General features: G+C 47.6%; 11 protein-coding genes. All 11 read right to left on the bottom strand.

Annotated features, from left to right (window positions below):
• Positions 1–18 precede the first annotated feature (18 nt).
• Positions 19–1902, bottom strand: coding sequence for an FAD-dependent oxidoreductase (locus tag LRL21_RS40380; RefSeq protein WP_240421450.1), 1884 nt, complete (start codon positions 1900–1902; stop codon positions 19–21).
• On the bottom strand, positions 1899–2729 hold the full coding sequence (locus LRL21_RS40385; protein ID WP_240421451.1) for a hypothetical protein: 831 nt from the start codon (positions 2727–2729) through the stop codon (positions 1899–1901). Before LRL21_RS40385 ends, LRL21_RS40380 begins: the two co-directional genes overlap by 4 nt.
• Positions 2730–2945: 216 nt before the next feature.
• Positions 2946–4127, bottom strand: coding sequence for an iron-containing alcohol dehydrogenase (locus LRL21_RS40390; protein ID WP_240421452.1), 1182 nt, complete (start codon positions 4125–4127; stop codon positions 2946–2948).
• A 14-nt stretch (positions 4128–4141) separates the two neighbouring features.
• The gene (ahlS, locus tag LRL21_RS40395) at positions 4142–4990 is read right to left on the bottom strand and encodes an AhlS family quorum-quenching N-acyl homoserine lactonase (protein ID WP_240421453.1); all 849 of its coding nucleotides are present in this window, start codon (positions 4988–4990) and stop codon (positions 4142–4144) included.
• Positions 4991–5002: 12 nt separating this feature from the next.
• Positions 5003–6436, bottom strand: coding sequence for an aldehyde dehydrogenase family protein (locus tag LRL21_RS40400; protein WP_240421454.1), 1434 nt, complete (start codon positions 6434–6436; stop codon positions 5003–5005).
• A complete protein-coding gene (locus tag LRL21_RS40405; protein WP_240421455.1) occupies positions 6420–6644 on the bottom strand; it encodes a hypothetical protein in 225 nt (74 codons plus the stop codon). The genes LRL21_RS40400 and LRL21_RS40405 overlap by 17 nt, the downstream gene beginning before the upstream one ends.
• Before the next feature lie 115 nt (positions 6645–6759).
• Positions 6760–8448, bottom strand: a complete 1689-nt coding sequence (locus tag LRL21_RS40410; RefSeq protein WP_338044755.1) for a sigma 54-interacting transcriptional regulator — start codon at positions 8446–8448, stop codon at positions 6760–6762.
• Positions 8449–8485: 37 nt separating this feature from the next.
• Positions 8486–9805, bottom strand: coding sequence for an RNA polymerase factor sigma-54 (gene rpoN / locus LRL21_RS40415; protein WP_240421465.1), 1320 nt, complete (start codon positions 9803–9805; stop codon positions 8486–8488).
• A 650-nt stretch (positions 9806–10455) separates the two neighbouring features.
• On the bottom strand, positions 10456–11457 hold the full coding sequence (locus LRL21_RS40420) for a type I glyceraldehyde-3-phosphate dehydrogenase (RefSeq protein WP_240421456.1): 1002 nt from the start codon (positions 11455–11457) through the stop codon (positions 10456–10458).
• A gap of 38 nt (positions 11458–11495) precedes the next feature.
• Entirely contained in the window at positions 11496–12059 is a 564-nt protein-coding gene (locus tag LRL21_RS40425; protein ID WP_240421457.1) for an NADPH-dependent FMN reductase, read from the bottom strand.
• A 162-nt stretch (positions 12060–12221) separates the two neighbouring features.
• Positions 12222–12446 (bottom strand): DUF896 domain-containing protein, encoded by a 225-nt coding sequence (locus LRL21_RS40430; protein ID WP_240421458.1) that lies wholly within the window; start codon positions 12444–12446, stop codon positions 12222–12224.
• Positions 12447–12929 lie beyond the last annotated feature (483 nt).

A 12929-nucleotide genomic window follows, 5' to 3' on the forward strand; every position in this document is an offset into this window, starting at 1 on the left:
CAAATGATGACATTTCGCCTAATGAACCGCACTCTCTTCTGCTTGCCAATGGGCAAATCGCTCATTAACGATTCGTCGAATCGTATCTGCCATATCAAAGTCAAGATCCTTGGTCGGCTTCATTGTCACCATGATCGAGAAGTCCGGTTCGCTGACAAGGGGGCCTATCGTCTTGATGATTGCGGTACGTACGCCCCGATTCCGCTCGGCAATCCGAAACAGCGCCATCAGCGAGAACGAAAAGTATTGGAAAAAGTATTCATCGTCATGATTGATAAACTCAACATCCGTAGACAAATTAACAAATTGCTCGCGGCTGAGTATAATCTCGAGCAGCTCGGGCACGATCTCCAGATCACCAAGCAAGCCGAGCAAATAAATCGAAGCATAACCTCGAACCTGATTATATTTGCGGCTCGTTCGTGGAACAAACGTATCCCGTTCCCTCATGATTTCCCTGAGCACAGGGATAGCCGCTGCATCTCCCTGTAAAGCCAGTGCGAAAGCGCTGTGCCTGCGCAGGTTTTTGTCCTCCTGCTGTGCAGCCCATTGTCTGAGCGAAGCGTTGATGGCAGCTCCTTCTCTTCTGGACGACCATATTGCAATTCCGGGTCTGATCGAAGCCAAGCCTTCCTGGATCGTTACGTGATCGGTCATCCAGGACACGATCGTATTCTGATCGTCCTGTGTCGACATGCTGTCCTTCATCCCGAAATGATTGGAAGGATTCAGGCAGCCGTTTTCGAGCAGTAGTGGACGAAGCTGCTCGTAAGCTATGGAGCGAAGCGATTGCTTCTCGCTGATCGCAACGTAAGCGGCCAATGCCGCTGCTTCACCACATTTCTGCATATCGCGTTTCATCCTGACGCAGGAGGCCAGATCGTGGTCAACGCCAAGCGCACGTCCGGCCACAAGCACATTATCAAAGCCTTGCGGAATAAGGGCACCAAGCGGAATAGGTACCGATATGGTAATCCCCCATAGGCTGGCGGCAACAGCCCAATCCTGCTGCAGCACGCTTTCAAAGGCAATGTCCTTGTTGTGATTATCCATATTGGAATAAGCATACAGCAAAGGCTGCGACGACAATCGGTCATTCAGTACATCGGCGAACGTTACCTGCTCTTCCGCACGGATGAATCGTCCCTCGCGAATACCAAGCTGAGGTGCCAGCTTCAGAAATTTGCGAGATTCATCGAACTGTTCAGGGAGATGCGTTGGCATGCAGGCGGATTGCATAATGGCTTGTGTCAGCTCATTGTCCTGCGTCTGATCGACGTAACCCGAATCTGTATAAAAAGCTCTTACCACGTCGTTCTGGACAGATACGATAGGATGGGAATAAGGCTGCATTTTTCCGTCTACAGGTCGACCTGGCGGCAGCAGCGCAGCTCCAATCATCGCACATACCTCGGCATCTCCAGACGCATCGATCAGCATGCGGCAGCCTGCTTCCTCTACACCGCTCGGCCCGACCCAGCGTACTCCTTGGACCGTTGATCCTTCCAGATAAGTTCCAATGACAGCACACTCATAACGTACGGACACCCCGGCCTCCAGACAACGCTGCTCCAGTACATATTTCTTCAGCTCTGCATTGACGCCGCCCGCTTTCGTGAAACCAACGGAATCAAGCTGCTGCACCTGCTTGTCAATTTCCTCAAACAGCCCGCCTTTGGAGCCATAGTAATAGCCAACAACTGCGCCAATCGTTCCGGCACCGCCCATGGCATGCAGCCGCTCCAATCCCAGCACGCGAAGTCCCTTGCTGGCAGCAGTCAGCGCTGCTATCGCTCCCGCTGTACCTAATCCGACCACGATAAGATCATAGGTTTGTTGAAATAATCGATTCTTTATCTGTACAGGGACAGCAGCCCCTTGCTCACGCTGCATACGGATCATGATGAGATCACCACTCTTTCTTCATAGTAGCGGATGCCCGCCTCTATCGCTTCCAATGGATTATCGTAAGCGCAGGATGGAAGCCAATCCCAGCCCTCCGCAATTTGTTCATGCCCGCTGGATACGTGATAAGTGAATGCATCGGCAATCGCAGCAATCGTCCATGGCTTAAGCTCCTCAGGCCGCTCACTCCAGGATTGAAACAGCTCGTACCGCGCCTGCTCCCAGGTTGCACCCATATCGATCGGCAGCTGCAAATAAGCCTCTGAATCATAAGCACCAGGTATGATAGCACACTGCCATGCTTGAGGTATTTCCTTCCGCTCTTCTTCCGTACTTGTACGATGCAGCGCAGCGCCAATGAATTTGGCCTTGGCCTGATAACGCCCCGGAGCAGAACGGCAGTCCGAGGTCGTATCAATGATCCGTCCCGCCGTCAATGTACGAATGCCTGACGCATCAAAAACCGTAACCCTCCAGCCGCCGCTTTCATTTGGACACACTTCAACGATCTCGTTCATCAGTCGAATCGGCTGCTTCGAATCGAGCAGCAGCTTATGGACAGTGGGTGCGATACCTCCGAGATGGACCTTTCCATCCTTGGTAAGCAGACCTTTGCTGCGCCACTGCTGCTGAAGCTGCTCAGCAAGTGGCTGCTGCCGCTCGATGTTCCAGCCTTTCCCTGGCTGATAGCTGTTAATAAATTCGTGTCCAGGCAGCATCGTTCTTTCTACAATCAATCCGTTCTCTCCCAAGCAAGCCCCAATACCTATTCCGGTAAATGTAGCACCTACAATGAGCGTTTCTACGTGTTCATGATCGTTCATCTGATTCCCCCCTGTTTTAGCCAAAGCGGCGATTACGGCTTCAGTATAGAGAGCGGCACAATCCCGTGACAATAAGCAATTGATGAAAGAGTATGTATCTCATAACAATGTCATCACATGGAAATCGAATACGGATTTGCGCATATAAGATTTAAACAAAAAACCGGCCATCCCAAAAAGGGAAGACCGGCTCATCTACGTTTATCATATTCATGGTCATGCTGGCTCAGTGATGACTCCATCAAAGGCCGATTGATAAATCGTACGGATATCTTCTTTAAGAAGTGGAAGAGGACTTCGGGCCAGCAGTCTCTTCTGCTTAACTCCGTCTTCCGTCAAACTCTCCAAAGCGCTTTCAGGAATATTGAACCCACGCAGTGTGTTCGGGATGCCGACATCACTTACGAGTCGCTCCAGCTCATCTACACATTTACGCGAGGCCTCCTCCTCCGACAAGTAGCTGGCATACCCGCCCAGTGCTTGCAAAATGTCGGCCATCCGTTTCGTGCAGCTGCTGCGGATATAGCCCATTACATAAGGCAGCAGCACAGCATTGGATTCCCCATGTGAGACATGGAACTGACCGCCAAGCGGATAGGCCAGCGCGTGAACACCGGCTACGCCTGCAGTGAAAAAGGCGATCCCCGCCATATTGCTTCCGTAGCTCATATCGATGCGCGCTTGTTGATCCTGACCGTCTTTGACCGCCTTTCTAAGTGAGCCGCTAATCAGGCGGATCGCCTGCAGCGCCAGTCCATCTGTGATCGGGTTCGCATTGACCGAGATATACGCTTCAATCGCATGAGTGAGTGCGTCCACGCCCGTTGCCGCAGTCACACGCGAAGGAACCGAAAGGGTCAGCTGCGGATCGACGATAGCCACATCCGCCATCAAATAATCATGCGTGACGACATCCTTGGTCGTTTCCAGCGAAAGCACCGCAATGTTGGTCACCTCCGAGCCTGTTCCTGAGGTAGTCGGAATCAGGATTTTAGGCAGCCCTTTATGCTGCAGCTTCTTCGTTCCCGTCAAATTCAAATATTCGGCAACCTTGCCCTCATGCGTGGCTAACACGGCGGCCAGCTTGGCCAAATCCAATGCACTGCCACCTCCAACGCCAATGACCAGTTCAAAATTCCCTTCCCGCGTATAGGCAACCAGCTTCTCGCCAACCTCAAGCGGCGGCTCGGGAACTACATCCGTATATACAACGACCTCATAGCCCTGCTGCCTGAGCTTGGAAGAGATAGGCTCAATCATTCCCAATTTCTCCAGAATAGCATCGGTAATTAGTAAAATTCGCGATGGCGCGTATCTCGCCACCTCCGGCCATAGCTGCTCCAATGACCCCCATCCCATGTAGTTAAGCGGCGTATAGACCAGTTTGGACAAGCTCATAGATGACGCCTCCTTTATTCGTAATAGCCTTCGGTTGATTTGCGGAATTGCTTGAATTGATCAGGATCATGGCCGAACCATACTTGCGAATTCGTTCTTTCCGCTATCGTTCTAATTTTCTCAACGGCATTTCTGTATCCGATTGAATCGTAGATGATCCCTGGAGGCTTCACCGGAGGCCCATAGCTCTCTGCGGTGTAAATAGCATCGGAGGCGAGAATAATGCCGCCTGTTTCCGGCATTTCGATATGCAAACCGAGCATTCCCCACGCATGGCCGCTGCCAAAATTAAGAATTTTTATGCCTTCGGCCAGTTCCAGATTGTCCTCTCCCCGTTTGATCGTTTTCCAATGCAAATGATTCTTAATCCACGCATCGATATCCGCCCAAATGTAAGCGCCTTCCTTTTGGTTGCGTGCATAGGATTGAAGGGTTCCATTCAACTCGTCCTCATGAACAATGATCGTTGCATTCGTGAACATCTCCAGGCAACCGGCATGATCCAGATGCAGGTGAGAGGCAATAACGAACTTGATTTCCTCCGGTTTTACCTTTAGCTGCTCCAGTCGGTTATGCAGGTAACACTCCTCGCTCGCTACCCACGGGAACGTTTGCTGTGTCGATTCTGTCCAGCGCCCCTCAATCCCCATCGAGTTAGGGTTGCAGGAAGTGTCGAACAAGATTTTGCCTGCCGGATGATCGATAAGAACCGTATAAATCGGAAACTCTACGAACTGCGTCGGCGCGTTCGGATTATTGAGCGTAGCCGGATTGTGCATCGCGATCATCCAGTTTTTGTCCATACTCATCCGACCGTTATCCATCACATACAGCTTAGGGCGCGCTTTAATCATATTCGACATGTATAATTCCTCCTATAATTGGGTTTTGATCGAAACAAACTTTAAATCCGTCATCTCTTGAACCGCATATTTGACGCCTTCACGTCCATAACCACTCTCTTTCACACCGCCGTAAGGCATATGATCGACCCGGAATGTCGGGATATCGTTGACAATGACACCACCGGCTTGAATCTCGCGAGCGGCATGGAAGGCCTTTTCAAGATCCTTCGTATAAATACCTACATTCAGACCATAAACCGAATCATTAACCATTTCGATGGCTTCATCCAGACTTCTGTAAGGGACGATGGATACGACCGGAGCAAAAACCTCCTTGCACGAAACCGACATATCCGGTTTGACGTCCAGCAGAACCGTCGGTAAATAAATCGAATGTTCACGTCGGCCTCCACAACCAATTGTAGCCCCTGCCGCTACCGCCTCCTGCACCCAGGAATCAATCCGTTCCATATCCCTTTCATGGATCATAGCACTGATATCCGTCTGCTCATCGGTTGGGTCGCCGACCCGCAGCTGTCCGGTTTGAGCGATAAAACGCTCCGCAAATTCGCTATAAACCGATTCATGGACATAAATACGCTGCAGCGATATACACACTTGCCCGGCGAATGCGAACGCTCCTTCGACACATCTTGGAATGATTGCTTCGATCAATGCGTCCGGTTCAACAATAAGCCCCGAATTGGAACCAAGCTCCAGCGTAACTCTGCGCAGTCCAGCCTTCGCTTTAATCTGCTTGCCTACCTCTGAGCTTCCTGTGAACGTAATTTTTTTAACACGCGCATCCTCCACCAGAGCATCGCCGATTTCCCTGCCGCTTCCCGTTACGACCTGCAAAGCTCCGTCCGGCAATCCGGCCTTCTGGAACAGCTCGGCAATCAACAATGCGCTGAGCGGTGTCTGTTCGGCTGGCTTCAGGACAACGGTATTGCCTGCGGCTATCGCTGGGCCCACCTTGTGAGACACGAGGTTAAACGGGAAATTAAATGGACAAATCGCGACAACCGTACCCAGAGGCTCTCTCCAAGTAAAACCAAGTCGCCCTTCTCCACCAGGAGCTGCATCCATCGGGATGGTTTCCCCATAAATGCGTTTGGCTTCCTCCGCGGCAAACTGGTAAGTCGTTATAGTACGACCAATCTCCGCTCTTGCGGTACGAATCGGCTTGCCTGCTTCGAGCGACAGCAATTGTGCAGCTTCTTCTCTTCTTTCCTTTAATTGCTCCACGACCTTGGACAAAATATCGGAGCGCTGGTGGGCAGGCATCTTACGCATCGTTTGAAATGCTCGGTGCGCCCCTCCTATCGCCTCCTGAACATCCTCCACATCGGCCTTGCTAATGTGCGCCAGTACCTTGCCATCATAAGGAGCACGCAATACATAAGTGCGTTCTGTCACTTTCCATTTCCCATTGATAAAAATTCCTTTAGTTTCCACTTCCAAATGCAGTACCTCCTTCACTTCGGATACAATTAAATATATATGCAAAAACCGTGCCAATCCCAAAAAAGCTATCTTTCCTTACAATAAATCCTGCACATAAGAACTCATGGTGAAAAAAATCACCAATACCTCTGAACATCAACGTATCCCTGCCCAAATTCAGAGCTGCGCTTTCTCGCTGGCAACGTGTTTCATAGGTACGTTTCATCGTTAACAGTAGCATATCCAAGTCCTGCTCTTCACCTTCCCTTGTATAATAAAAAGGTGGTGAATCTTATCACCGCTCTGCGGAAATAATTCACCACCCACACCTATCAGATTTATTATCCCTTATCCCATCGCTGCATTTTTTTCAAAAGCGTTGAATGATCAATACCCAGCTGCTCGGCAGCTTTTCTCAACGAGCTGTTATTCTCAATGACTTCATGGATCAATCTCCGCTCAAATTGCTGAACACGCTCTTTTAATGAGGAGAATGGGTCGAACTGGCCTTGATCCCGAATATGCGGCGGCAGGTGAACCGGCTCAATCATTGTGGATGGAACCGAAACGATCATATTTTCGACCAAATTCCTCAATTCCCTGACATTCCCTGGCCAATGATATTGGATCAAAATATCCTTGGTTTCTTCGGACATCTGTTTATTTATCCGGTATTGACGACAAAAATAAGTAAAATAATGATCCATTAACGGCTCAATATCCTCGTGTCGCTCCGCTAAAGAAGGGATCGCAATTTCCACAACGGCCAAACGGTAAAACAGATCCTCCCGGAACTTTCCGCTTTTGATCAGATTTCTGAGGTCCTGATTCGTAGCCGCGACGATTCGTATGTCCAAATGACGCCATTTCGTTCCCCCTATACGCCGCATTTGCCTTTCCTGAAGCACCCTCAGCAGCTTTACCTGAAGAGCCAATGGAAGCTCCGCGATTTCATCGAGCATGACTGTACCTTGATCCGCAAGCTCCAGCAATCCGATCTTTCCGTTCCGACTTGCCCCTGAAAACGCACCCGCTTCATAACCAAATAACTCCGATTCGAGCAGCTGCTCGGGAATAGCACCACAGTTGATTTTGATAAAAGGCTTCTCTCTGCGTTCACTAAGATCGTGCACCAGATTTGCCATCACCTCTTTCCCCGTACCGGATGGGCCATATAACAGGATGCTAGTCGGATAGGGAGCCACCTGCTGAATGTGCTCATACACCTTCTTGATTTGCGGACTGCGAAAAATAATGCTCTGCTCGGTTTCCCCGCTCTTGATCGTATACCGATTGTTCTGCATCTGTGAGAACGTGTGCGCTTTCTCCAATTCCATTCTCAAATCGTTAAGATGGGTAATATCACGAACACTGGTAACGATCATCTCCAGATCCCCCTGCTCATCAAAAACAGGATTGCCCGTCACGATCACATCTTTTTTGCCGCCGATTCGTTGAATGATGGAAATTCGCTGCTTCCTCTCCAGCACCAGCAAGGAGACCGACTGATCGAAATACCCTTCCGACATTAAATCGACCATGCGCCGGCCGATCAATTCGTCCCTCCGGTAACCGGTGATTTCTTCATAAGCCGTATTAACCTGCATCGTCACGCCTTCCCGATCTACAACATAGATGCCGTCAGTCGAGAATTCGATAATCGATTCCATTTGCTTCAGCAGGTTTCGGTAATGATCCATCTCCGATATGTCCTGAATGACAGCAATGGCTCCAACCCTGTCCCCATTTTCGTATAGCGGTGTCCGGTTGACCATGCAGGCCCGACCCGAAATCACCATCTTTTCTCCAATAGAGCTTTCTCCGCCCTCCAGCACTTCATGCATTCGGGAGTTGGGGATCAGCGTCTTGATACTTTGTCCCTTCCAGTCCCCGTTCTGAACAGACAGCAGCTTTTGAGCGGATTCATTCATCAATGAAATCTGATTATCTGAATTCACGACGATGACGCCATTGTGCATGGAGGCAATAATATTTTCCCATAAATTAGCGGTAACCGATTCATATGGCACGTTAGACGAACCTCCTTCCTTATTAGAACCACGAATACTATGAGGATCTTAATCGAGATGACAAAATATGCAGCGCTTCCCTGTATTTCATCACCGTTCTTCTTGAAATCTGCAAGCCCTGCTGAACCAGCCTATCGGTAATTTGCTGATCGGATAAAGGATTCCGCTTGTCCTCCTCCTTCACAAGTTGCATGATTTGGGCTTTAATGCTTTGTGCGGATGCCGGTTCCTGCCCACTTAATTCCAATTTACTGGAAAAGAAATACTTTAAGGGATACACACCACGCGGCGTTTGCACATACTTATTTTTAACCGTCCGGCTGACGGTAGATATATCGAGGTTTAATTGTTCTGATATCGCTTTCATAATGAGTGGTTTTACATACTTCGGGCCTTTTTCCAAAAAGAGCCGCTGCTCTTCCATAACTGCCAGGACTACTCTGCTTATAGTCGCTTTTCTTTGCTCCAGACTACGAATTAACCATTGAATAGATGGCGCATATTGGCCTATGAACGTTTTGGTTTGCTTACAGGTGGTTTCCTTTTTAAGCTGCCTATAGTAATCATTCATGTGCACCTGAGGGTAACACGCCTCATTAATCACCACTGTGTATTGATCCCCATTTTTGTAAATGACCGCATCCGGCTCGATTGGAGATGCCGTAAAAGTGCTGTAGACAAGGCCGGGCCGTGGATTCAATGTTTTGATGTACTGAATCGTTTTTTTGACTTGGTCCTGGGAAATTCCCAATTGGTCTGCTATCGTTCGATGCTTCCCTGCTGCTACCTCCTGCAAATACTCGCTAGTTATACGTGCAGCCTGCTCCAAGGCATCAGGGTCTCTGTTAATTTGAATCAGCAAGCATTCCTGCAATGACCTGGCCCCGACACCGGCTGGCTCCAAAGCTTGCACATAGCTCAACGCTTCTTCTGTATCCTCCACAGATCGTCCTAAGTAGGCACTTATTTCTTCCAAGCTTATCGTCAAATACCCGTCATCATTGAGACTGCCGGCAATAAACTCGGCAATATCCATATACTTTTGCGGAATTGGACTGAGGTGAAGCTGGCTAAGCAGCATCATCTCAAGCGATTCATCCTGCTTGCTGACCACCTTAAGCAGTGGATCATCGTAGCTGTCTACTTCCATCGAAGGTTTTGAGGAGAGCGCTTTCCTCCTTGACTGAGGCAATCCAGGATGAAAAGCAACCTCCAACAGCGGATTGTGTATAGTCTGCTCCTCCAAATAGTCCACTAGCTCTGTCGAAGACATTTGCAGCATATGCATGCTCTGCATCAGCATCGTGTTCAATTTCAAATTTTGCGTCTGAGTTATACTCGGGTTCAGATATAGCATATCGATCACCTGTCTTTTTGAAATCGTGTGCAGACCTGCTCATCATTACTGGTATTCCGCTATGCTATATGAAACCAAGGCTGCACGATAATCTAATCTTACACCACTATGGAGGGTCTGAGAAGTTAACTGGCCTAGTGCTATTTTTCCTGCATTTCCAACGGATTCCTCCATATTGGACGCTTGGATGTTTGTGATGATATGGAAAAGGAGCTGCCAACGAATACTGAGGCTTGAAGTATATCTTTGCCGCTGCGGCAAGGAAATGCTTCAAAGTACCCGCGGCAAAGTATTGCTTCCAAAATTATTGTAAAGTACGCAGCTCGAAGACTGGAAACTTAGGTTATTTAGTGTCCATTACTTAACTTTTCAGTGTTACCCTAATCTCTATTTCAGGCGCTGCGCCTTTTTCAAAAAAATGGATGAGCCGCGTCTTCTTTACTGTTGCCTTTTTAAAGTTACTTAGATTTAATTTTCATGGGAGCTCTATGTTCTTGTCACCCAACAATTTACAAGAAAGGAAACAAGAGCTCAGCCGTATCCACGACCCTGTATGACGAGAAAAGATGCATCTTAGAATGTATTGGCTGTCGCCTTTGGCTTCGCTCATACACTCTAAGATGCATCCAATTCATTATCAATCGTCTAGCTTATGATTTTGCAACAAGATAAGAGGCTACCTCAGCCAACCGTGAAGCATAACCCCATTCGTTGTCGTACCAAGTAGCGACAGACAATAGTTCACCTTGTACTTGGGTTAAAGGCAAATCAATAATCGAAGAATGGGGATCAGCTACGATACGGGACGAGGCCCATTCCCCTTCCAAAACATCAAGAACGCCCTCTAATTCGCCTTCTCTCGCAGCTTCTCGAAACATATCGTTAATCTCTTGAACGGTGCATCGTTTTTCCGTTATCAAATTAAGTTCTGCGATGCTCCCGGTACGGGTCGGAATCCGGTAGGCTTTGCCTGTGATTTGCAGGTCATTCCAAATGAATTTCAGAGCTTTGGCTGCACCTGAAGATGACGGAATGATGTTCTCGGCAGCTGCCCATGAATCCCTCCGGTCCTTCATCGGCTGATCCGTCAACGATTGCGTGTTCGTATACGAGTGTACCGTGGAGAATAATCCGTATTGAATGCCATAGTTTTCTCTGACCAATTTGACTACCGGTGCAAGCGCATTGGTCGTGCAACTCGCCATGCTAATGATTTTATGCTTTTCCGGATCGAAGCTTTCTAAGTTAATTCCTTTAAGAAGTACTGCGTCGCAATCTTCTAAGGTTTTGCTCGGACCGCTGACAAGCACCCTTTTGGCGCCTCGCTCCAAATGCAGTTCAGCTACTGAGCGCGTAACGGCTCCTCCGGTGCAATCAATGACCAATTCAACGCCTAATTCACCCCAATTGGGCAATTCAGCGGCCGAATTCAAATAACGTATCTCCCGGTCGCCGATTACGATTGCGCCTTTTTGAGCAGCTACTTTCTCATGCCAACGCTTGTAATTTGTATCCACTTCAAAAAGTGCGGCAAGCGTAGCTTCGTCTTTAATATCCGAGATGGAAAAGGGGACAAACAAATTTTGTTGCAACGCCGCCCGAAGGAGCTGTCTTCCGATACGTCCAAATCCAAAAAGCGCAATTTTACCCATAATAGCCTCCATATATATTAGATTAGTTATTATCCTTACTACTCATTAAGCCGTTCTACCTGGTTAATCCATTGCAAAAATGATTGAACATAACGCTGCAAATATTTGCGAGTCGTATCATCCGTGAGCTTACGAGTATTGAAATCAATCTTGTCCGTGATTTGAGAAATATACATTTTTTGAGCCGGCATCACATAGGACTGGGTGGCATCCAACGTTTGCCTGATTTGCTGCTGCGAAAGAATCGTCCCTTTTGCGCCAGGTGTTGCGCCTATCACACCTGCAGGCTTATGAATTAAGACGGCTGTTTTGGTAGGTGTCGATGCCCAGTCCAATGCATTTTTTAGTACTCCCGGTATACCTGAGTTGTACTCCGGGCTAACAATGAGAATACCATCCGTCTTTTGAATCGCCTCGCGATAATGCTTAACTGGATCTGGCCCTTCTTCATGATCCAAATCCGCGTTATAGAGGGGAAGATTAGCAATCGATATGAATTCATATTCCGCGGAATCTACAAGTTCTGGAATCGAATTCGCAATCATTTGATTAAAAGAGCTTTCCCTCAAACTTCCTACAATAATCCCTATTTTTTTTGACATCAGCCAACCTCCAGAATTCATTCTCATATAATCATACAATACTTTCCTTACTATGCGTGGGAAAACATTAGTTTAGGTGCCACGGCTATTAACCTGGCTGGTTGCCAACTGGCAAAACTATCTTAATTTACATATTCTTAAATTTAAGATATATGACAAAAATTATTGATCATTAGCTGCTTTTTTATCAATAAGCCTTTTAGGCGTAACATCGTTCCCATATTCATCCATAACAGACACGTTCAGAAGCGTTGTTAATAGTTGCCCGCGTAAAATCTGTAAATACTGCGTCCGAAGCGCTGCTTGTTCCGCTTTCTCAGTATCAGATAAACCTGAACTGCGCTCAATTCTGCTCAGTTCATTAATACGGTTCAAAATTGGAATCATTCTCATTACCTCCTTGAAGTCGTCTGAAATATCTTAAAATCATTTGTCTTATTTTAAAGATATACGATTTTAAGATAAATGTCAATAGCTTGTCCTTCCTGAGGACGGACCCAGCATAACGAAGAAAGAAGATTCATAATATTATCATCCATAAAATCACCTCTCATTGAACAGGTTGATCTTGAGCTATTTAAATAAAACGTCATATTAAAGTACTTTGAAAAAAACATATATGTGATATTCGCGAATTGATTGAACTATCCTGCCCGTTCGAGCCAAGTCGAATTTTCTACTATACATTACTCGCGGCAAAGTAATGCTTCAAATTTAGAACTTACGGCAAAGAATTACTTCAAATCAGACCTGTTGAATAACCACAAAATGGTAGAAAAAGAGCCGCCAAATCGGTAAAATGTTTGTACCCCTACAAACTCCCGAAAGGTGGCGACTCCATGAAAAAGTCTACCACGATCCTGTCTATTC

The sequence above is a fragment of the Paenibacillus periandrae genome, from assembly GCF_022458865.1.
Taxonomy (GTDB): domain Bacteria; phylum Bacillota; class Bacilli; order Paenibacillales; family NBRC-103111; genus Paenibacillus_S; species Paenibacillus_S periandrae.

Excerpts from the sequence above, each read along its gene's own strand:
- LRL21_RS40380 (WP_240421450.1), bottom strand. The coding sequence starts at position 1,902 with ATGATCCGTATGCAGCGTGAGCAAGGGGCTGCTGTCCCTGTACAGATA.
- LRL21_RS40385 (WP_240421451.1), bottom strand. The coding sequence starts at position 2,729 with ATGAACGATCATGAACACGTAGAAACGCTCATTGTAGGTGCTACATTT.
- LRL21_RS40390 (WP_240421452.1), bottom strand. The coding sequence starts at position 4,127 with ATGAGCTTGTCCAAACTGGTCTATACGCCGCTTAACTACATGGGATGG.
- ahlS (WP_240421453.1), bottom strand. The coding sequence starts at position 4,990 with ATGTCGAATATGATTAAAGCGCGCCCTAAGCTGTATGTGATGGATAAC.
- LRL21_RS40405 (WP_240421455.1), bottom strand. The coding sequence starts at position 6,644 with ATGAAACGTACCTATGAAACACGTTGCCAGCGAGAAAGCGCAGCTCTG.
- rpoN (WP_240421465.1), bottom strand. The coding sequence starts at position 9,805 with ATGCTATATCTGAACCCGAGTATAACTCAGACGCAAAATTTGAAATTG.
- LRL21_RS40420 (WP_240421456.1), bottom strand. The coding sequence starts at position 11,457 with ATGGGTAAAATTGCGCTTTTTGGATTTGGACGTATCGGAAGACAGCTC.
- LRL21_RS40425 (WP_240421457.1), bottom strand. The coding sequence starts at position 12,059 with ATGTCAAAAAAAATAGGGATTATTGTAGGAAGTTTGAGGGAAAGCTCT.
- LRL21_RS40430 (WP_240421458.1), bottom strand. The coding sequence starts at position 12,446 with ATGATTCCAATTTTGAACCGTATTAATGAACTGAGCAGAATTGAGCGC.